The 20,368-nt window shown below is 36.7% G+C and carries 20 protein-coding genes and 2 other annotated features; all 20 genes read right to left on the minus strand.

Features of this window, described 5'->3' with window-relative positions:
• Positions 1–53: 53 nt before the first annotated feature.
• The 20 genes from CKV67_RS07660 to hemL all read right to left on the minus strand — a co-directional run bounded on the left by CKV67_RS07660 (position 54) and on the right by hemL (position 20,357).
• Positions 54–779 carry a YebC/PmpR family DNA-binding transcriptional regulator gene (locus tag CKV67_RS07660; RefSeq protein ID WP_014092897.1) on the minus strand — a complete coding sequence of 242 codons (726 nt, stop codon included), beginning with the start codon at positions 777–779 and terminating at the stop codon, positions 54–56.
• Positions 780–888: 109 nt separating this feature from the next.
• Complete coding sequence (gene pheA, locus CKV67_RS07665) at positions 889–1,737, minus strand: prephenate dehydratase (protein WP_014092898.1); 849 nt, start codon at positions 1,735–1,737, stop codon at positions 889–891.
• Positions 1,738–1,804: 67 nt separating this feature from the next.
• Complete coding sequence (gene obgE, locus CKV67_RS07670; RefSeq protein WP_014092899.1) at positions 1,805–3,094, minus strand: GTPase ObgE; 1,290 nt, start codon at positions 3,092–3,094, stop codon at positions 1,805–1,807.
• Positions 3,095–3,243: 149 nt separating this feature from the next.
• Positions 3,244–4,737 (minus strand): glycerol kinase GlpK, encoded by a 1,494-nt coding sequence (glpK, locus tag CKV67_RS07675; protein ID WP_014092900.1) that lies wholly within the window; start codon positions 4,735–4,737, stop codon positions 3,244–3,246.
• Between the two features lie 73 nt (positions 4,738–4,810).
• Positions 4,811–5,629 (minus strand): MIP/aquaporin family protein, encoded by an 819-nt coding sequence (locus CKV67_RS07680; RefSeq protein WP_003719832.1) that lies wholly within the window; start codon positions 5,627–5,629, stop codon positions 4,811–4,813.
• A gap of 102 nt (positions 5,630–5,731) precedes the next feature.
• The gene (locus tag CKV67_RS07685; RefSeq protein ID WP_025279952.1) at positions 5,732–5,956 is read right to left on the minus strand and encodes a hypothetical protein; all 225 of its coding nucleotides are present in this window, start codon (positions 5,954–5,956) and stop codon (positions 5,732–5,734) included.
• Between the two features lie 40 nt (positions 5,957–5,996).
• A complete protein-coding gene (rpmA, locus tag CKV67_RS07690) occupies positions 5,997–6,287 on the minus strand; it encodes a 50S ribosomal protein L27 (RefSeq protein ID WP_003726866.1) in 291 nt (96 codons plus the stop codon).
• Positions 6,288–6,300: 13 nt separating this feature from the next.
• On the minus strand, positions 6,301–6,618 hold the full coding sequence (locus tag CKV67_RS07695) for a ribosomal-processing cysteine protease Prp (RefSeq protein ID WP_014092901.1): 318 nt from the start codon (positions 6,616–6,618) through the stop codon (positions 6,301–6,303).
• Positions 6,619–6,644: 26 nt separating this feature from the next.
• Positions 6,645–6,953: a 50S ribosomal protein L21 gene (gene rplU / locus CKV67_RS07700; RefSeq protein ID WP_003726868.1), complete on the minus strand. Its 309-nt coding sequence runs from the start codon at positions 6,951–6,953 to the stop codon at positions 6,645–6,647.
• Positions 6,954–6,965: 12 nt separating this feature from the next.
• Positions 6,966–7,043: a sequence feature (ribosomal protein L21 leader region), on the minus strand.
• A 65-nt stretch (positions 7,044–7,108) separates the two neighbouring features.
• Positions 7,109–8,467, minus strand: a complete 1,359-nt coding sequence (locus CKV67_RS07705; protein ID WP_014092902.1) for a ribonuclease E/G — start codon at positions 8,465–8,467, stop codon at positions 7,109–7,111.
• Positions 8,468–8,519: 52 nt separating this feature from the next.
• On the minus strand, positions 8,520–9,320 hold the full coding sequence (gene minD / locus CKV67_RS07710; protein WP_014092903.1) for a septum site-determining protein MinD: 801 nt from the start codon (positions 9,318–9,320) through the stop codon (positions 8,520–8,522).
• Between the two features lie 2 nt (positions 9,321–9,322).
• Positions 9,323–10,000, minus strand: coding sequence for a septum site-determining protein MinC (gene minC, locus CKV67_RS07715; protein ID WP_014092904.1), 678 nt, complete (start codon positions 9,998–10,000; stop codon positions 9,323–9,325).
• A 179-nt stretch (positions 10,001–10,179) separates the two neighbouring features.
• Complete coding sequence (gene mreD / locus CKV67_RS07720) at positions 10,180–10,698, minus strand: rod shape-determining protein MreD (RefSeq protein ID WP_014092905.1); 519 nt, start codon at positions 10,696–10,698, stop codon at positions 10,180–10,182.
• 4 nt (positions 10,699–10,702) lie between these two features.
• Positions 10,703–11,590 (minus strand): rod shape-determining protein MreC, encoded by an 888-nt coding sequence (gene mreC, locus CKV67_RS07725; protein ID WP_014092906.1) that lies wholly within the window; start codon positions 11,588–11,590, stop codon positions 10,703–10,705.
• Between the two features lie 85 nt (positions 11,591–11,675).
• Entirely contained in the window at positions 11,676–12,689 is a 1,014-nt protein-coding gene (locus tag CKV67_RS07730) for a rod shape-determining protein (RefSeq protein WP_003719841.1), read from the minus strand.
• A gap of 447 nt (positions 12,690–13,136) precedes the next feature.
• Positions 13,137–13,811 carry a RadC family protein gene (gene radC, locus CKV67_RS07735; RefSeq protein WP_025279953.1) on the minus strand — a complete coding sequence of 225 codons (675 nt, stop codon included), beginning with the start codon at positions 13,809–13,811 and terminating at the stop codon, positions 13,137–13,139.
• Between the two features lie 12 nt (positions 13,812–13,823).
• Entirely contained in the window at positions 13,824–14,534 is a 711-nt protein-coding gene (locus CKV67_RS07740; RefSeq protein WP_025279954.1) for a prepilin peptidase, read from the minus strand.
• Positions 14,535–14,748: 214 nt separating this feature from the next.
• Positions 14,749–16,038 carry a bifunctional folylpolyglutamate synthase/dihydrofolate synthase gene (locus CKV67_RS07745; protein WP_014092909.1) on the minus strand — a complete coding sequence of 430 codons (1,290 nt, stop codon included), beginning with the start codon at positions 16,036–16,038 and terminating at the stop codon, positions 14,749–14,751.
• A gap of 61 nt (positions 16,039–16,099) precedes the next feature.
• A complete protein-coding gene (locus tag CKV67_RS07750; protein ID WP_025279955.1) occupies positions 16,100–18,751 on the minus strand; it encodes a valine--tRNA ligase in 2,652 nt (883 codons plus the stop codon).
• A 45-nt stretch (positions 18,752–18,796) separates the two neighbouring features.
• Positions 18,797–19,022 (minus strand) — a binding site (T-box leader).
• A 42-nt stretch (positions 19,023–19,064) separates the two neighbouring features.
• On the minus strand, positions 19,065–20,357 hold the full coding sequence (gene hemL / locus CKV67_RS07755) for a glutamate-1-semialdehyde 2,1-aminomutase (protein WP_014092911.1): 1,293 nt from the start codon (positions 20,355–20,357) through the stop codon (positions 19,065–19,067).
• Positions 20,358–20,368 lie beyond the last annotated feature (11 nt).

Below are 20,368 nucleotides of genomic sequence, written 5' to 3' on the forward strand. Positions count from 1 at the left end.
TTCATATAAAACACCCCAATTCGGATTTTTTCGGAAAGGGGTGTGTTTAGCGCCTAATTTATTTCTGCATTAGTATAAACTTCTTGTACGTCATCATCTTCTTCTAATGCTTCCAACATTTTATCAAATTGTGTTTTATTATTTCCCGCAATCTCATTATATACGGTTGGAAACATCGATAATTCTGCTGTTGCAAAGGTGTATCCAGCGGCTTGTAAGGTATCTTTCACTTCGGAAAAGGCTCCAGGATCTGTAAAAATTTCAAATACATCTTCACTAACTTCCACATCATCTGCGCCAGCCTCTATCGCTTCTAGCATAAATTCTTCTTCATCGACAGTTAAGTCTTCTCGTAAAATCACTAAGTAGCCTTTACGATCAAACATATAACTAACGCTTCCGGTTTCTCCTAAGCTACCACCATTTTTATTAAACGCTACACGAACATTCGTACTTGTTCGGTTTTTATTATCTGTAAGCGTATGGACTAAAACTGCAATCCCACCTGGGGCATAACCTTCATAGGTTACTTCATCGTAATTTTCTCCATTTGTGTTACCAGCTGCTTTATCAATCGCTCGTTTAATATTGTCATTTGGCATATTTACAGCTTTGGCTTTATCCATTACTAACCGAAGTGACGGATTCAGATTTGGATCAGGACCTTTTTTGGCTGCAACAAAAATTTCTCTCGCTAACTTCTGAAATACTTTGGAACGCTTGGAATCTTGTGCATTTTTACGGCCTTGAATATTATTCCACTTTGAATGTCCTGACATCTGTTTCACTCCTTTTAGTTTTAGTAAAGCTTTTCTCTTAGAATTTTAACGTAAAAGTGGACTATTCGCAACAAAAAAAGTTACCGCAGCTAGTGCGATAACCCTTGATTTACGTTGTTTGCAACCGGTGAACATGATATGTCCCTAGTTTATTAGCCGTACCGCCTAGAAGTGTAATTTCATCCAGTGCATTGGTCACGAGTGTTTCTTTCCCTTCTGAAAGTACATCGATTAAGAAAAAATATTCACCAAGAGAAGTTTTAAGCGGTCTTGATTCAATTTTACTTAAATCAATATCACGCCAAGCAAAAGTTGATAATACTTTATGTAACGCACCCGGCATATTATTAGGTAGGATAACCGAAATAGATGTTTTTTCTTCTTCTTTTGGTAATAAAATCGATACTGGTTTACGACTTAAAACAAAAAATCTTGTTTGATTGAGTTCTAAGTCTTGCGCATCTTCTTTGACGATTTCAAGTCCATACTCAGCAGCTGCCATCCGAGGTGCAATTGCTGCAACAAGTTCGCTAGGATTATTGCTAACCCATTTCGCGGCATAAGCAGTAGAAGGCGTTACTTCCCGCTCTACTCCATATAACTCAGCCTGTAAAAAAGTATGACACTGCGCTAAAGCTTGTGGATGTGACATCACTTTTTGGACAGACCTCCAAGAATCAGCATGTGCTGGGTGAACCATTAAATGCTGCGCTATTGGTAAAACAATTTCCGCCACAACAGGAACACTTGAAAAATGAAATAAATAATCCAGCGTGATATTGACACTTCCCTCAATCGTATTTTCAATCGGAACAACTGCCACATCTACTTCTTCTTTTTCAATGGACATAATACAATCTGGAATGGTACTTTTCGCAATCATTTTCTCTTTCGGAAAAGCATTTGCTGCCGCTGCATGTGTGAAAGAAGCTGCTGGGCCTAAATAAGCAATTTTCATTTTCAACTCTCCTTTTTGTTATAGTTAGGAAAAAAGCGTGTGCCAAATGAATGGCACAGCACTTTGTTTAGTCCATAAATTCAAATTCATAATCAAGCAGACGTACAATATCCCCGTCTTTAGCGCCGCGTTTTCGAAGGGCTTCATCTACACCCATCGCGCGAAGTTGACGTGCAAAACGGCTAATAGACGCATCTCTTTCAAAGTTTGTCATCGTGAATAAGCGTTCGATTTTCGTTCCGCTCAACACAAAAGTGCCATCTGGTTCTCTTGTAATTTCGAAGTCAGGCTCTTCCGCAACATATTTATAAAGAACCGTATCTTCATCTTCTTGTTCCAAAATTTCGTTAAGTGGAAATTCTGGTGTTGTTTCTAATTTATCTGCAATAGCAAGAAGCAATTCGCGTAGCCCCGTTTTCGTTACTGCCGAAATTGGGAATACCGGAATATCTTCATTAATTTTAGTTTTAAATTCTTTTAAATTTTCTTCCGCATCGGGCATATCCATTTTGTTAGCAACAATGATTTGCGGACGTTCCATTAAGCGCAAATTATATTGTTCTAGTTCATTATTAATTGCCACGTAATCATCAAATGGTATGCGTCCTTCTGAACCAGACATGTCAATTACATGGACAATAACGCGTGTTCTTTCGATATGGCGCAAGAATTGATGGCCTAAACCGACACCTTGACTTGCCCCTTCAATTAGTCCTGGTAAATCCGCCATAACAAAACTACGACCATCACCGGCATCTACCATTCCTAAATTAGGAACAATTGTTGTAAAGTGATATGCCGCAATTTTAGGTCTTGCTGCCGATACTACGGATAATAACGTTGATTTCCCAACACTCGGGAAGCCAACTAAACCAACATCTGCTAGTACTTTAAGTTCTAATTGCACATTTCTTTCTTGACCTGGCTCTCCGTTTTCGGAAAGTTCAGGAGCAGGGTTAGCGGGGGTTGCAAAACGTTTATTTCCGCGCCCACCACGTCCAGCTTTTGCAATAACCGCACGCTGACCATGAGCTACTAAATCGGCAATTATTTCGCCAGTATCAATATCTTTTACAATCGTTCCTTGTGGTACCTTCACGACTAAATCTTGTGCCCCGCGGCCATGCATACTTTTACTCATGCCATGCTCACCATGCTCTGCTTTGAAAATTCGTTTAAAACGAAAATCTACTAACGTCCGCAAACCTTCATCAACAACAAACACAACGTCTGCACCTTTACCACCGTCGCCTCCAGCAGGACCACCGTTTGGTACAAATTTCTCGCGACGGAATGCCACCATACCGTCCCCACCATTACCAGCTTTCACATAAATCTTAACCTGATCTACAAACATAATTTTTTTATTCTCCCGTTCCTTAAAAGTCTTATCTTTCATTATAACGAATAAACTATGCATCTGTCACTATATTTATTTTTTATTTTTAGTAAACACATGAAAAAACGCGCCAAATGAGTTTGTTCATTTGGCGCATTTTTACGATATTATTTGAATGCTTGTGCTGCTTTGACAGCTCTATGCCAGCCTTCATATAAGCCTTCACGTTCTTTTTCTTTCATTTCTACTTCGAAGCGATTATCTAGTTTCCAGTGTTTTTTAATTTCACTTTTATCTTTCCAAACACCTACAGCAAGTCCTGCTAAGAATGCTGCTCCGAGTACTGTTGTTTCTTTATTTTCCGGACGTTCAACTGGAACACCTAAAATATCTGATTGGAACTGCATTAGGAAGTTATTTGCTGAAGCCCCACCGTCAACTCGCAATGTTTTTAGTTTGATTCCGGAATCTTGTTCCATTGCATAAAGCACGTCTCTCGTTTGATAAGCAAGTGATTCTAATGTCGCACGAATGAATTGTTCTTTTTCCGTACCACGAGTTAAACCAAATACCGCGCCTCGAACATCGGAATCCCAGTAAGGTGCGCCGAGACCAACAAATGCTGGTACAACATAAACGCCGTCAGTAGACTCAATGCGACTAGCATAGTTTTCAGAGTCGCTTGATTGACGAACCATCCGTAAACCATCACGCAACCACTGAATAGCAGAACCGGCAACGAAGATACTACCTTCTAATGCATACTCTACTTTACCATCAATTCCCCATGCTAGCGTTGTAAGTAATCCGTTTTCAGAACGCACTGCTTTTTCTCCAGTGTTCATTAGTAAGAAACAACCAGTTCCATAAGTATTTTTCGCCATCCCTTTTTCAAAACAGCCTTGACCGAATAAGGCAGCTTGTTGATCGCCTGCAATACCCGCAACCGGAACTTCTTCACCAAAGAAATGGTAGGGAACTGTATTTGCGTATACTTCTGACGATGGGCGAACTTCTGGTAACATTGCTTTCGGGATATTTAGCATTTTCAGAAGCTCATCATCCCATTCTAAATCGTAAATATTATAAAGCAGTGTACGGGAAGCATTGGAATAGTCTGTAATATGAGCACGCCCACCGGTTAATTTCCAAACTAGCCACGTATCAATTGTTCCAAATAATAACTCGCCTTTTTCCGCACGTTCTTGTGCGCCGTCCACATGATCTAAAATCCAACGTGCTTTTGTTCCAGCAAAATACGGATCAATTAAAAGTCCGGTTTTAGAACGAATTGTATCTTCATATCCATCTTTTCGAAGCTGTTTACAAATATCTTCTGTTTGACGAGATTGCCAGACAATCGCATTATAAATTGGATTACCACTTTCTTTATCCCAAATAACCGTTGTTTCACGTTGGTTTGTGATACCAATACCTGCAATTTCTTTAGAAGAAATGTTTGTTTTTAATAACACACCAGCAATAACCGCTAGAATGGAAGCCCAAATTTCATTGGCACTATGTTCTACCCAACCTGGTTTAGGAAAAATTTGATCAAATTCTTCTTGTGCAACGCCAATTACTTCTCCTTCTTCATCAATAATCATCGCTCTTGAGCTGGTTGTTCCTTGATCGAGTGCCAAAATGTATTTCTTTTCCATGTAAAATTCCTCCTCTAGTTTAAGTACAACGAAAGCCCTGCGACTTTCGTTTTTAGCTAGTAATGATTCTAGCTTATGCTAAATCTTTTTTCTTGTCGAGTTGTGCGGTTAAAATAAGTATTAAAATAAATAATACAGCGAATACCCACAACCACATTCCATATTCACCATTTACAATTGCATTATACCCTAAAGCACCTAATGCGCCTCCCATGATTGGTCCTAGAACCGGAACCCATGAGTAACCCCAATCTGATCCACCTTTACCTGAAATCGGCCAAACAAAATGCGCAATTCTTGGTCCAAGATCACGAGCTGGGTTAATTGCATAACCAGTTGTTCCACCAAGTGACATACCAATTGCAATGATTAACGCACCAACAACAAGTGGATTTAAACCGTCTGAGAAAGAATTAGCTCCTAACGATAGTAAACCAAAAACTAAGACAAAAGTACCTAATGCTTCACCAAAAAAGTTTGATGTAAAGTGGCGAATCGCCGGCGCTGTTGCAAAAACTCCTAATTTAGTAGGTTTATCTTCCGTTTGTTTCCAGTGTGGATAGTAATGTAGCCATACAAGTGTTGCACCAATAAACGCTCCAATGAACTGAGCTACAATATACGGCAAGACATAATCCCATGGGAATACGCCTGCAAGCGCCATACCGACTGTTACAGCAGGATTAAGATGTGCCATACTCATATATCCAGAAACATAGACTCCCATTGTAACGCCGAGCCCCCAAGCTAAAGTAACAACGACCCAGCCAGCATTCTCTGCTTTTGATTTTTTTAGTGATACGCCTGCTACAACGCCCGCACCTAAAATAATTAGGATTGCTGTACCAATTAATTCACCTAAAAACTGTGTTGCTAAACTTGTGTCAATCATTTTTTCCAACTCCTTCTTCTTGCTTATTTGTAGCACCGGAATTTTCCTTTACTAGTCCCCTTACATTCCGATTATCAATTAACTTCAAAAAAAGAATGACAATCAAAACTTAGGCAAACTAGTGCCTTGCATCGTTTCGATTGTCATCTCTTCTCCTGACATGTTAATTAACTTGAGTCTATTTAACCATACCAAGAAAACGCTGTCAATCAAACGACTTGTCCCATTTTTCACAATGTATGTATCTTTATCTGCTTCTTTACTTCTACCCCAATTTAAAAGTTTTCTAACCCCGATTATAAGAATTTTTTTCACAAAGAAAGGCAAATAAAAAAACCGCCACAAGTGACGGTTTTAATTAGTCTTATTAAGCTTCTTGCACTTCAGGATAAACGCTAACTTTTTTCTTGTCGCGTCCCATACGTTCAAAACGTACAACGCCATCCGTTTTAGCAAATAAAGTATCATCGCCGCCACGTCCTACGTTAGTTCCTGGATAGATTTTAGTACCACGTTGACGGTAAAGGATAGATCCACCAGTAACAAATTGTCCGTCCGCACGTTTTGCACCTAATCGTTTAGATTCAGAGTCACGTCCGTTAGAAGTCGAACCGCCACCCTTTTTGTGCGCAAAATGTTGAATATCAAATTTTAACATGAAATTCCACCTCCTATTTGGAGTTAATTTTTATATGATCAGGATAGCTGTACGCTAATGACCTTAGTTGATTTTCCATCCCTGTAAGCAAGATTTGAACCACTTCATCTCCAACAAAATCAGCAGGTACAGAATAGTGAAGGTAACCCTCATCCTCTTCTATCACAGGTTCAAAGTCACGCACTTCCGAAATAGCATTCACCATACCAAAAGCAATTGACGAAGCACCTGCACAAACCAAATCACTACCATGTTCGGCAAAATCGGCATGTCCACTCATCGTAAAAGAAATTATTTGATTTTTTTCTCGCAAAACATCGACTTGAATCATTTGTTTCGTCCTTTCGTCCTTTCAAATTAAGCATTGATTGCATCAATAGTTAATTTTGTGTAAGGTTGACGATGACCTTGTTTTTTGTGGTAGTTCTTTTTCGGTTTATATTTATAAACTGTCAATTTTTTCGCACGGCCTTGTTTTTCAACTTTAGCTGTTACAGTTGCTCCTTCCACGAATGGAACGCCAACTTTAGCGGAATCTCCGCCTACGAATAGAACTTTGTCAAAAGTAACAACATCACCAACTTCACCTGCTAATTTCTCAACATAGATTTCTTGGCCTGCTTCTACTTTGATTTGTTTCCCACCTGTTTCAATAATTGCGTACATACTTGCACCTCCTCATATACTAAGACTCGCCATCACAGGGGATTCGCGGTTGCAAATACTTGACCCAGCTCTGTGCGGTTGTAGCTTGGTGCGCTACAAACATAACAGTAAAATGATAGCATAAAGAAGTCACTACTGTCAATCAAATATTCATTTTACTTCTCTACACGTAAAATTTGATAGAACGGTATCCGCTCATCTGCTACTTCCCACTCGACAGGAGCATCATTTAAGGTGTTTAAATCTAGAAAAGTATCTAATACATCTTCTGTTGTAATGATTTGGACACTTTCTGGCTCCCCTTGCATAATCCCTGTAAGTTCTCTTTCTAATTGGTATGCAAGTGTCTCTTTAGACGCTACATGACCTGTTCCGTAGCAAATCGGACAAGGAATCGTTGTAGCTTCTAGAAATGACTGTTGTTTCTTTCGTCTGGTTAGCTGAAGAAGCCCTGACTGCGAAAGCGCCGCAACTTGGGTTGTAGTATATTCTTCTCGTGTTTGCCGTTCTAGCGCCTCATAGAGTTCTGTGTAGCCTCTTTCTGACATCCCGCCGATAAAATCTACTAAAATCATGCCACTCATATTACGAAGGCGAATTTGTTTAAGTATTTCTGGAACTGCTTTTTGATTAACAAACTCTACCGTTTTTTCTTTTTCTGTAGAACTTTTATAGCGGCCAGAGTTAACATCTATCACCCACATCGCCTCTGTTTTCTCAATAAATAAAGAAGAACCATTCGAAAGATGAACTACAGGACGATTTAGACGATCGATTTGTTTTTTTATACTTAAATCAGCAAATAAGTCTGCACTTTTCGTTAGAGTTACTTGATCTGGCCAATTCGACTCAAGCACTCTCGCAAACTCAAAATCATCCGTAATAATTTCATCTGGTTGATAACGTTGAATAAATTGTTTAGCACTAGCAAACACCCCATAAGCTGCAGATAAAAGTAACCCTGGTTTTTTTCGTTTATTACTTTTTAGAATTACTTGCTCGTATTCTTCTCTAGCTTCATTTAGCGCTTTTTCCAACTGTTCTTTCGTGGCTTTTTCGGCACTTGAGCGGATTATCACAGCTTCATTTTCTCCTAAAAGCAATTCGATTGTTTCTTTCAAAGGCTCTTTATCCATAATTCTTTTTGAAATAGAGATATATTCTTTTCCATATAAATAAACAAGTAAGTCTCCTGGAAATGTTAGTTCAGCGGTTAAAAGTGGAAGTTTAGTCGCACTGCCTTCGCGAATAATTTGAACAGGCAGTTTGGCACCTTGTGTTTTCTCGTAAATATCTGGAATATCCTTCAAATGGATAAAACCCTTATTTTGATTGCCTAAGTCAACAAAAGCAGCATTTATTTTCCGGTCGATTTTTTGAATAAAACCATAAAAAATGTCACCCACTTGGGTTTTATCAGATGGCCTAATAACTTCCATATCAATCATTTGCCCATCTTCAAGGACCGCTATTCTTTTTTCTATATAAGCTGCACTAATTACTACTTTTTTCATCTTATCACCTTTTATAAAGACCCTTCATCCAAAGACAAAGGGTCCTAATTTTTTATTTACCACCAAAAAGTTGTTTTAGGCGTGCGAAAAATCCTAGCTTCTTCGCTTCGATAGACATTAACGGAATAGATTCACCAAGAATGCGTCGAGCGATATTTCGATAACCTTGAGATGCACGGTTATTTGGTAACATCGCAACCGGATCCCCACTGTTAGATGAGCGAATAACTTCATCATCATCAATAATAATTCCAAGTAATTCAATGGATAAATGTGTTGTAATCTCATCAATATCCATCACATCCCCATTTACCATCATTTGCGTACGAATACGATTAATAATAAGTTTGGGTGGTTCGATAGCTTCTTTTTCAAGTAATCCAATAATTCGATCCGCATCACGCACAGCGGAAATTTCCGGAGTAGTAACAACAATAGCTTTATCTGCTCCAGCAACCGCATTTTTATAGCCAGTTTCAATTCCTGCTGGACAATCGATTAGAATAAAATCATAATCTGGACGTAATTGGTTAATTAAGTCTATCATTTGTTCTGCCGAAACCGCATTTTTGTCTGTTGTTTGTGCTGCAGGTAGCAAGAACAGTAAATCATCAAAGCGTTTATCTTTTATCATTGCTTGATGGATTTTACAGCGTCCTTCCACTACATCAACTAAGTCATATATAATTCGATTTTCAAGCCCTAAAACAACGTCTAAATTGCGAAGGCCGATATCCATATCTATTAAGCACACTTTCTTACCTTGAAGAGCAAGTGCCGTTCCCAAGTTAGCAGTTGAAGTAGTTTTTCCTACTCCACCTTTCCCAGAAGTAATGACTATAGCTTCTCCCATGTTTAACGCCCTCCTTGAAAATTAGAAATTTCGGGTCTAATTTTTCTTATCTTATGTATCTCGTCAATGACAATTTCTCCAGTATCATCCACAAACGCAGAAAATAAATCTGTATCTAAAACTTCTTTATATTCTTCATTATCAAAACCATAAACTTTACCAGCAATTCTAACTTGTGATGGATAAAGAAATTTTCCAGCTACAACTGCATTTTCATTTCCTTCAAATCCAGCATGAATAATCCCCTTAATATTACCGAGCACAAAAACATTGCCATTGGAGCGGATTTGTCCACCAGGATTCACATCACCAATCAATAAAAAATCTCCAGGGACTTGAACCACTTGCCCAGAACGAATAATGGTCGCCATAGAAAAAATTTGGTCTCGCTCTTTCCATTTTTTGGCGTCGTCTTTAGACATCACATTACTATAAAATGCACTAATTTTCATTTGACTATTATTATGAATAATAGTTGATATTTCAAGTTCTTCTTCCTCTGAGAACAGACGGTTTCCAATTTGAACTTGCACCTCTAACTTTTCACCAGAGTATGGGTTTTGCTTTTTATCAGCTAGTAATTGCGACAATTCTTGTTGTAACTCAAGGAAACTCGCCTTATCACTAAGAAAAATACTAATGCCATCTTTGGTGCCTTTAATTTGAACATTCTTCTTCATATACGATTTCACCCCGCAACATTTATACTCTAGTCTTTAGTATACACTAACTCAAATTAAATGATAATAAAAATATACTTTTTCTGAAAAAAACAGCTTGAATCGCAAACTGTGATAACCTTTTACACAGTCATACTTTTTCAAGTAATAGCGAATTCAAACTGTTAATATGACGATAATCACTCCGACTTAACCAAACGATTTAAAAATAGTCGGAATGGATAAAACACAACTAAAAAGAATGCTAAATTAAATAAAATGGTCGTCCATAAACGTTGATCAATAAAAACTGTAATGCTCATCGTTGTTGAACCAATTAAATAATAAAATGCATAAACCAAGCTTTCGGTAAGAATAACGTTAAAAATAGCTATTAAACCGACAAGGAAAACATTATTTTGCAGTATTTTCATAAATTTATCTGTGATATATACAGTAAAAGGAAAAATAGCGAAATAAATCCCCATAACACCAGTATAATAAATATCAAATAACAGTCCTAAGATAAAAGCATATACTAAGGTAGTATTACGTTTATAAAAGCACGTCATTATTGTTAACATTACGAGTAAAAAATGTGGAATAAACAAATGCTTATCATTAAAAAGACCATTAGCAAATTGAAGACTAAAGACGCCCTCTAAAATAAAGGCGCCAACCATGATTGCGGGGAGAGCAATGTTTTTCTTTAAATTCATATAATTACTCTCCTCCAGTCGTGTCTGAGCTAGTTGAGTCATCCACTGAAGTCCCTGTTTCTGCTGAACGTTTTAAAACAGTAACATGATTTAAATCGTATATATCAGCACCAGATTTAATGTATGCTGTTTGAGATAATCCCATTTTATCGGTTTCTACTTTTTCAATTGTTCCAATGAAAATACCCGCTGGAAATTTACCTCCAAGTCCAGAAGTAACTACCTTTTGTCCTTTTTTAAACTTCATATCATATGGTAATTGTTTTAATTCAAGCAACTTCGTATCACTGTCGTAACCATTGATAATTCCATAGGCGTTTTCTGCACCTTGTACTTTTGCAGAAACACGGTTTTTCACGTCGGATGAAGTTAATAATTCAACCGTAGCCGATTTAGCTCCTGTAGTTGTTACTTTACCAATAAGCCCACTCGGTGTAGTAACTGCCATATCTGGTTTCACTCCGTCGCTAGAGCCTTTGTCAATTTCCACTTGATCATTCCAATTTGTTGGATTTCTAGAAATAACAGAAGCATTGACTGGATCATAATCGCGAATACTATCAGCAATATCAAGATTTTCTTTTAAGTCTTTATTTTCTTTTTTTAAGTCTGCAACTTCACTTTCAAGTTGTGCCAATTCTTCTAAACGTTCTTTCAGATGTTGATTTTCAGTGTAGGTATTTTTTAAGTCTGCAACTCCACCAAAAACACCTGAAACAAATGAAGTAGGCTTAGCTACAATATTTTCACCAAATCCAACAACATCTTTCACAAATTGTTCTGGCCACGAAGCATTATCACGATCACGTAAAGAAAAACCAACCAACGCGACAAGAACAATAATAGATATTAACAAGATAATCAAACGTTTATTCAGAAAAAATTGTGGCATAACGACACCTCATCTCGTTAGTACTCTTTTTTCGTTTTTTGGAAACTAATTCATCTTGTTATATGACATAAATGAGTGTGTCCATTTAGTTCATTTTTTTACGTTTATACATGTCCATATTCTCTAAAGCTTTACCAGTACCAATTGCCACACAATCAAGTGGTTCATCAGCAATAATGACTGGCATTTTTGTTTCTTCAGAAATAACCGTATCCAAATTACGTAATAATGCTCCACCACCAGTAAGTACAATCCCTTTATCCATAATATCTGCGGAAAGTTCAGGCGGTGTATTTTCAAGTGTTCCTTTAACAGCATCAATAATTGCCGCCACAGTATCAGCTAGGGCTTCACTAATTTCTTCAGGAGTAACTTCAATTGTTTTTGGTAAGCCAGTTACTAAGTCACGACCACGAATGCTAAATGGAGATAAGTCTAATCCCTTTGGACTAGCAGAACCAATTTCCATTTTGATAGCTTCAGCAGTACGGTCTCCAATTAACAGATTATATTTTTTACGAATATAATTAATGATAACTTCATCTAAATCGTCGCCAGCAGTTCTTACAGAGCGGCTAGTTACAATTCCACCTAGAGATATAACAGCAACTTCTGTCGTTCCTCCACCGATATCAACAACCATACTCCCTGTTGGTTCTCCAACTGGAAGGCCAGCACCAATAGCCGCTGCAAAAGGTTCTTCAATTGTGAAAGCATCTTTTGCGCCGGCCTGACGAGTGGCATCAATTACGGCACGTTTTTCTACACCAGTAATTCCTGAAGGTACACATATCATCACACGTGGTTTGCTAGCATTAACGCTTTTACCAGCTTTTTGTATGTAATACTTCATCATTGCTGCAGTTGTATCATAATCAGCAATAACCCCGTCTTTCATTGGGCGAATCGCAACAATATTCCCTGGAGTTCTTCCAATCATATTCTTTGCATCACTACCAACGGCAACAATTTCTTGTGTGTCTTTTTTCATTGCAACAACAGAAGGCTCACGAAGGACAATACCTTTTCCCTTCATATAGACAAGTGTGTTCGCTGTTCCTAAGTCAATTCCAATATCTTTATTACCAAATCCAAACATCTGTATTCTCCTTTTCCTTCGTAATATTCTACAGGATACATTAAGTTTCCTTATTCGTCCATTAAATTAATGTTACCTTATCCCTTTGTGTTAATGTTTCTATCTAACACATAAACAACCATCTTATTATAACATAACTAAGACTAACAGACATTAATTTTTCATTAGAAGGAAAAATTTTTAACTTTTCTTTAAAAACCAGCTTTTAGTTCTATATTTATTACTATTATACGTCGAATAAAGCAAGCATCATTTTTTATATTCTACTATACAAAGAATTATTGGGAACAAAAACATACACAATATAACTATAAAACCATAAATATTCTCTCTATATAATTTCCATCTACTAAGCATGTTTAGTCACCTGCTATTTTTTATTGATACCCGCTTTAGCATAGGATTGTAAAGTATGTCTGTAGATAATTTATGAACAGTGATACTTTTTCAAAAATAACCTTTTTCTTTTAAACTAATGTACTTATTTTTCCCAAAAATAATATGGTCTAGTAGTGTAATTCCAATAATACTACCAGCTTCCACTAATCGTTTTGTCACAAGTAAATCTTCACTAGATGGGGTCGGATCCCCAGAAGGATGATTATGAAAGCACATGATAGAAGCAGCAGATTTGCTTAACGCTAACCTAAAAACTTCTCTAGGATGGACAATAGATGCGTTTAGTCCTCCAACAAAAATCGTTTGTCTATAGATGACTTGATTTTTAGTATTTAAAAAAATACAGTGAAAATGTTCCTGAAAAAGAAAAGCTAATTCCGGCATAACTAATTTCGCTGCATCATCCGGACATCTGATGACAATTTCTTCACGCTCCGTTACTAAACTAATTCTCCTTCCTAATTCAATAGCTGCCATTATTTTAGAAGCTTTAGCAATACCAATTCCATTAATTAATTGAAACTCTTCCAAAGAAGCATATTGCATTTCGGCTACATGTTTGAATTTCATAATAATACGGTTCGCAATAGTTAAAACAGACTCACTTTTCGTGCCTGTTTCAATGATAATTGCGACTAGTTCTGAAGTAGAAAGTGCCTCTATACCATAGTTTTGTAATTTTTCTCGAGGCTTCTCATTTCCTGAAATTTCGTTTGACAACATGAAAACACCTCCTTATTTCAGCAAAATACTTATAACTATAAAAGATGTAAATATATATGGAACGAAGGGTACTTGTTTATTTTTCTTTATTTTTTTGGCAGCTACCGCTATTAATAAAACCATAGTTCCCACTAAAATGGCTAAAAAGAAAATAAAATAACCTGTTTTAAAACCTAAAAATGAGCTTAAAATAATAAATAATTTGATATCTCCAAGTCCAATTCCCTTTCGAAATACGAGGAAAAATAGGCCATAAAAAATGGTGCTCATTATTATTGAATAGAATAAATTCAATAATGGTTGATGGAATAAAGAATAGATAAATAGCATAATCACACTAAACAAGATAATGATAGAATTAGGAACATGCATATATAAAATATCTGTTATGACAAAAAATGCTAAAAAATAATAGATAACACTACTAATGATGAAATTATATGAGAAAAAATACTCGTGATATAGAAATAGGATATACACTGGTGTAATTATCTCTAGCAAAAAGCAGCTGATCGGAATGGCAGTTTTACAGCAATTAGATTTCCCTTTCAAAAGTAAAAATGAATAGATTGGTATTATTTGCTGGAAGGATAATGTTTTTTTACAAAAATTACATTCGGAAAAGCGAAATAAAAAAGGTTTATTTATAGGTAAGCATTCCGCTGCCACTTGTGTAAAAGAAATGAAAATAGTGCTATAAATAACTAGCAAAAAATAAATCATCTGCCACCTCCTAGTTGGTTTAAATAGAATAGCAAGAATAAATTATTTTTGCACATATGAAAAAAAGTATTTTAGAGGGCTTTTAAAGCTAAAAACACCCATTTTCACTTAAAGGAAAATGGGTGTTTTCTATAGGTTTGACCTCTTGAAAATACTTTTTTAGTTATTTGTAGATTTTATTTTTTCGATGTATACTCGTTTTATTCTAAAACTATTAGTGAAATGCTTCCCGTGAATACCTCCGTACTTCAGCAATAAAATAAAGTGATCCTGTAATGAAAAATTTAGTATCTTTTTCAGAAAAGATTATTGAGTTTAATTCTTGTTGCCAATTAGCATTCATGGAAATACTTTCTTCCTCACTCATTCGCGTAATTTGCTCAGCTGTCATTGCTCTAGGATAATCAAAGGTTGTGATTAATACTTCGCAATCCGGGATTTTTTTTAGTATTTGAATCATTTCTTGATGATTCTTGTCAACAAGTATACTAACAACCACTTTCTTATGACCATGATAAGATTCAATAGAACGAGCAAGTGCCATGACACCTTCTGGATTGTGTGCCCCATCAATCATAATAAAAGGTTTTGAGGAAATTTGTTCCATCCGCCCGGGCCAAACAGCGTTTTTTAAACCACGCTTTATTGCAACTTCATCAATGGAGAAATCTGCAAATGTATTTAAATATTGAACTACTTTTATAGCTAATGCAGCATTATCTAATTGATGAACGCCTTGAAGTCCAATGGTAAGATCTTCTATTTGACTACCATGTATGGTTTCATACTTGATTATGTCGTCCGCAAGCGTCATTGAAAAATCTTGATTCAACAGAGCAATGCTAGATTTATTTTTTTCAGCAATTTCACTCATTGTTTTTTGCGCTTCTGGTTGGCTAACTCCAGATATGACTGGAACACCAGGTTTAATTATCCCAGCTTTTTCACTAGCTATTTGTTCGATAGTATCCCCAAGAAACTCCATATGGTCCATTCCGATAGTTGTAACAACAGAAACTAATGGTGTTAATATATTAGTAGAATCAAGTCTACCACCAAGTCCAACTTCGATAATACCGATATCGATTTTTTCATATTCTGCAAAACATAAAAACATCATTGCTGTAATAATTTCAAATTCAGATGGCGGACCATAAATTGTTTCTTTTAATTCTTCAGCAAGCGGCTTAATTCTATTTGCTAAAGTCACAATCATGTCATCACTGACTGGTACTCCATTAATACTAATCCTCTCATTGAAACTCTCTATATATGGCGAAGTGAATGTTCCGGTTTTATATCCAGCCTCTTCTAAACAATTGCGAACAAAAGTCAGTGTGGAACCTTTTCCATTTGTACCAGCTATATGTACCCATTTATTCGCTTTTTCAGGATGGTTTAATTTTCCCATCATATAATCCATTCGTGCTAGCCCCGGCTTTATTCCTAGACGAAGCGTACCATGAATCCACTCTATTGCATCTTCATATGTCTTTAAGGTCATTCTACCAATCTCCTTAAAAATGACCTTACCATAAGGTTTCATGATAAGGTCATTCTAGTTATTACACTTCTTTTAATGTCTCAATTCGCTCAAGCACAGAAGCTTTTTTCTCAAGATAGTCTTTTTCTTTCATACGTTCTTCCACAACTACGCTTTCAGGAGCCTTACTAATAAAACGTTCATTATTAAGTTTTCCTTGTACCCTTGCTACTTCCTTGTCCCACTTATCCAATTCTTTTTGAAGACGGGCAATTTCCACTTCTAAATCAATTAACGCTTCAAGCGGGATAAATATTTCTGCACCCGATACAACTGCGGTCATTGCGGTTTTAGAAGGGGCCACATTGAACGAAATTGTCACATGCTCTGGATTACAAAAGCGTTCAATATAAGAAATATTTTGTTCAAGAATTTTTTTATACATGTTATTTTTAGGTTTCATTTCTAGTACAATTTTTTTGCTTAGTGGTGTATTTACTTCTGCGCGAATATTCCGCACAGCGCGAATTACTTCAACAAGCATTTGCATAGACATAGATGCTTTTGAGTTCATTTGCTCTTCATTTACTTTTGGCCATTCAGAAATAGTAATAGATTCGCCTTCATGAGGTAAGTTTTGCCAGATTTCTTCGGTTACGAAAGGCATGAATGGATGTAACAAGCGCATTGTGTTATTTAATGTATAGGCAAGTACAGAGCGAGTTGTTTGCTTCGCCACTTCATCTTCGCCATATAATGAAATTTTGGCAATCTCAATATACCAATCACAAAAGTCATCCCAAATGAAGTTATATAGGGTTCTTCCTACTTCACCGAATTCGTATTTTTCGCCTAGAGAAGTAACTGACTGAATAGTTTCATTGAGTCGTGTCAAAATCCATTTATCACTAACTTCTGTAACATTGGATAAGTCAATTTCGTTAAATTTCATATCATTTAAATTCATTAACACAAAACGAGATGCATTCCAAATTTTATTAATGAAGTTCCAAGTAGATTCTACTTTTTCAAAACTAAATTTCAAGTCTTGGCCAGGGGAAGAACCAGTAGCAAGTGTATATCTAAGGGAGTCTGCTCCATATTTATCAATAACTTCAATTGGATCCACGCCATTACCAAGTGATTTAGACATTTTACGACCTTCTGCATCGCGTACTAAACCATGAATTAATGTATCTTTGAAGGGCCTTTCTCCTGTAAATTCCACTGATTGGAAAATCATTCTTGAAACCCAGAAAAAGATAATATCATAACCCGTTACTAATGTGTTAGTTGGGAAGAAATGTTTATAATCCGGGTTTTCAGTGTCTGGCCATCCCATAGTGGAAAATGGCCATAGTGCAGAACTAAACCATGTATCCAGCACATCTTCATCTTGCTCCCAATCGGAAATGTTTTCTGGTGCTTTTTCTCCAACATAGATCTCTCCAGTTTCTTTATGATACCATGCTGGAATTCTATGTCCCCACCATAATTGGCGTGAAATACACCAATCATGAATGTTATCCATCCAGGTTTCATAAGTTTTTTCGAATCTCGCTGGAACAAAATTAACTTTATCGTCCGTTTTTTGGAGTGCCAGTGCTTCAGATGCAAGAGGTTCCATTTTCACAAACCATTGTAAAGAAAGGTATGGCTCAACAACCGCGCCAGTTCTTTCAGAGTGTCCTACAGAATGAAGATGCGGTTCTTGCTTAATGAATAAACCTAAATCTTTAAAATCTTGAATAATTGCTTTTCTAGCTACAAAACGGTCTAATCCATCATACTTCCCAGCATGTTCATTCATTGTACCATCTTCGTGCATCACGATAATCCGAGGTAAATCATGACGATTCCCTACCTCGAAATCATTTGGATCGTGGGCAGGCGTGATTTTAACTGCCCCAGAACCAAATTCTCTTTCGACATATTCATCGGCTACAATTGGAATTTCTCTATTCATAACAGGTAGCATAATAGTTTTACCAATTAAATGTTGGTACCTTTCATCTTTTGGATGTACGGCAACTGCAGTATCACCAGGAATTGTTTCTGGACGAGTTGTAGCAACTTCTAAATAACCAGAACCATCCGATAAAGGATATTTTAAATGATAAAAACTTCCTTCAATATCTTTATGAATAACTTCAATATCAGAAAGAGCTGTTTTAGCTTCTGGATCCCAGTTTATAATATATTGTCCACGATAAATCAGACCTTTATTATATAATTTTACAAATACTTTTTTCACTGCATCAGATAAACCATCGTCTAGTGTAAATCTTTCTCTTGAATAATCTAAACCAAGACCAAGTTTTTCCCATTGTTCGCGAATAAAGTCTGCATATTCTTCTTTCCATTCCCATGTTTTTTCAATAAAATTATCGCGTCCTAAGTCATAGCGAGAAATATTATCTTCTTTTAATTTTGCTTCTACTTTCGCTTGAGTTGCGATACCAGCATGGTCCATTCCAGGCAGATATAGCGTATCAAATCCTTGCATTCGTTTCATACGAGTAATAATGTCTTGAAGCGTTGTATCCCAAGCATGTCCTAAATGGAGTTTGCCAGTTACATTTGGTGGTGGAATAACGATACTATATGGTTTTTTATCGGTATTTCCTTCTGCTTTGAAGAACTCTTTTTCTAACCACCATTTATACTTGCCGGCTTCTACATTACTTGGCTCATATTTTGTAGGCATATTAATTTCATTTTGTTCTGTCATAATGATTCCTCCTTTTTTGGGCAAAATAAAAAACTCTCTTCATCCTAATAAAAGGACGAAAAGAGTATTATTCGCGGTACCACCTTTTTACCCACAGAAAAAATGCAGGCACTTCATTGTGTTAACGATAGAGAAAATCTACCGGTTATTCCCTACTAGAATTTCAGGAAAACTGCTCCAAGGCTACCTTCAGTTATTATTTTTGAAAGCTCGCACCAACCGCTTTCTCTCTTAAAAAAATAAATCCCTTACTCTTCCTCTTCACTGCATTTAGTTCTATATCTAAAAATAATTTTAACAAATCTTCCTAGTTTCGTCAATTAGCGCGAAGTTTTTTACACGTGTAATCAAAAGCTTCTAGCGTTAAATCAATTTCTTTTTCTGTGTGCATTGTCGAAATAAAGACCCCTTCAAATTGCGATGGAGGTAAAAAGATTCCTTGTACAAGCATTTCTCGGTAATAATTGCTGAAGAATTCTAGATCACTTGTTTTCGCTGTATCAAAATTGATAACTTTTTGATCAGTGAAGAAAAAGCCAAACATCGAACCAGCTTTGTTGATTGCAAGTGGAACCTCTCTTCTAACGGAAATTTCTTTTAGGCCTTCCTCCATCCGCTTAATTAGCGCTCGGAAATAATCATAGTGTTGTGGCGTAAGCTGTCTTACCGTTTCAAATCCGGCATTCATCGCTAACGGATTTCCAGATAAGGTTCCAGCTTGATAAATAGACCCTGCAGGAGCAATTTGTTCCATAATTTCTTTCTTGCCTCCATACGCACCAACGGGAAGACCCCCGCCAATCACTTTTCCTAAACAAGTGATATCAGGTGTAACAACATAATATCCTTGGGCAGAATAATAATCAACACGAAAGCCTGTCATTACTTCATCAAATATAAGCAGTGAACCATATTTGGTAGTCAGTTCTCGTAGACCTTCTAAAAAGCCCTCAATTGGAGGAACGACACCCATGTTACCTGCAACTGGTTCCACAATTACAGCAGCAATTTCTTCCCCAAATTTTTCAAAAGCTAGTTTTGCCCCTTCAACATCATTATATGGAACGGTAATAGTATCAGCGGCAAGTCCTTTTGTAACACCGGGAGAGTCGGGTAGTCCAAGTGTTGCGACGCCTGAACCAGCTTTAATTAATAAAGAATCGCCGTGACCATGATAGCTACCTTCAAACTTTAAAATTTTATCTCTTTTAGTATAACCACGTGCCAATCGAATAGCACTCATGGTTGCTTCTGTTCCTGAAGAAACCATTCGAACGATTTCAATAGAAGGAACACGTTCAATAACTAGTTTTGCAAGTTCTGTTTCAATTTCAGTTGGTGTCCCAAAACTAGTTCCTTTCATCGCGGCTGATGTGATTGCACTGACAACAGCAGGATTTGCATGACCTAAAATTAGTGGGCCCCAAGATAAAACATAGTCAATATAATCATTTCCATCAATATCTGAAATATAAGCACCTTTTCCGTGGTCCATAAAGACAGGCGAGGCATCCACGGAATTGAATGCACGAACCGGACTGTTTACTCCACCTGGTAAGACTTTTTTCGATTCTTTAAAAGCTTTCTCGGATTTCGGATAGTTTCCCAAATTGCTCGCCT

Source organism: Listeria ivanovii subsp. ivanovii (assembly GCF_900187025.1).
Taxonomy (GTDB): domain Bacteria; phylum Bacillota; class Bacilli; order Lactobacillales; family Listeriaceae; genus Listeria; species Listeria ivanovii.

Coding starts and splice junctions, on each gene's coding strand:
- CKV67_RS07660 (WP_014092897.1), bottom strand. CDS start 779: ATGTCAGGACATTCAAAGTGGAATAATATTCAAGGCCGTAAAAATGCA.
- pheA (WP_014092898.1), bottom strand. CDS start 1,737: ATGAAAATTGCTTATTTAGGCCCAGCAGCTTCTTTCACACATGCAGCG.
- obgE (WP_014092899.1), bottom strand. CDS start 3,094: ATGTTTGTAGATCAGGTTAAGATTTATGTGAAAGCTGGTAATGGTGGG.
- glpK (WP_014092900.1), bottom strand. CDS start 4,737: ATGGAAAAGAAATACATTTTGGCACTCGATCAAGGAACAACCAGCTCA.
- CKV67_RS07680 (WP_003719832.1), bottom strand. CDS start 5,629: ATGATTGACACAAGTTTAGCAACACAGTTTTTAGGTGAATTAATTGGT.
- rpmA (WP_003726866.1), bottom strand. CDS start 6,287: ATGTTAAAATTTGATATTCAACATTTTGCGCACAAAAAGGGTGGCGGT.
- CKV67_RS07695 (WP_014092901.1), bottom strand. CDS start 6,618: ATGATTCAAGTCGATGTTTTGCGAGAAAAAAATCAAATAATTTCTTTT.
- rplU (WP_003726868.1), bottom strand. CDS start 6,953: ATGTACGCAATTATTGAAACAGGTGGGAAACAAATCAAAGTAGAAGCA.
- CKV67_RS07705 (WP_014092902.1), bottom strand. CDS start 8,467: ATGAAAAAAGTAGTAATTAGTGCAGCTTATATAGAAAAAAGAATAGCG.
- minD (WP_014092903.1), bottom strand. CDS start 9,320: ATGGGAGAAGCTATAGTCATTACTTCTGGGAAAGGTGGAGTAGGAAAA.
- minC (WP_014092904.1), bottom strand. CDS start 10,000: ATGAAGAAGAATGTTCAAATTAAAGGCACCAAAGATGGCATTAGTATT.
- mreD (WP_014092905.1), bottom strand. CDS start 10,698: ATGAATTTAAAGAAAAACATTGCTCTCCCCGCAATCATGGTTGGCGCC.
- mreC (WP_014092906.1), bottom strand. CDS start 11,590: ATGCCACAATTTTTTCTGAATAAACGTTTGATTATCTTGTTAATATCT.
- CKV67_RS07730 (WP_003719841.1), bottom strand. CDS start 12,689: ATGTTTGGATTTGGTAATAAAGATATTGGAATTGACTTAGGAACAGCG.
- radC (WP_025279953.1), bottom strand. CDS start 13,811: ATGTTGTCAAACGAAATTTCAGGAAATGAGAAGCCTCGAGAAAAATTA.
- CKV67_RS07740 (WP_025279954.1), bottom strand. CDS start 14,534: ATGATTTATTTTTTGCTAGTTATTTATAGCACTATTTTCATTTCTTTT.
- CKV67_RS07745 (WP_014092909.1), bottom strand. CDS start 16,038: ATGACCTTAAAGACATATGAAGATGCAATAGAGTGGATTCATGGTACG.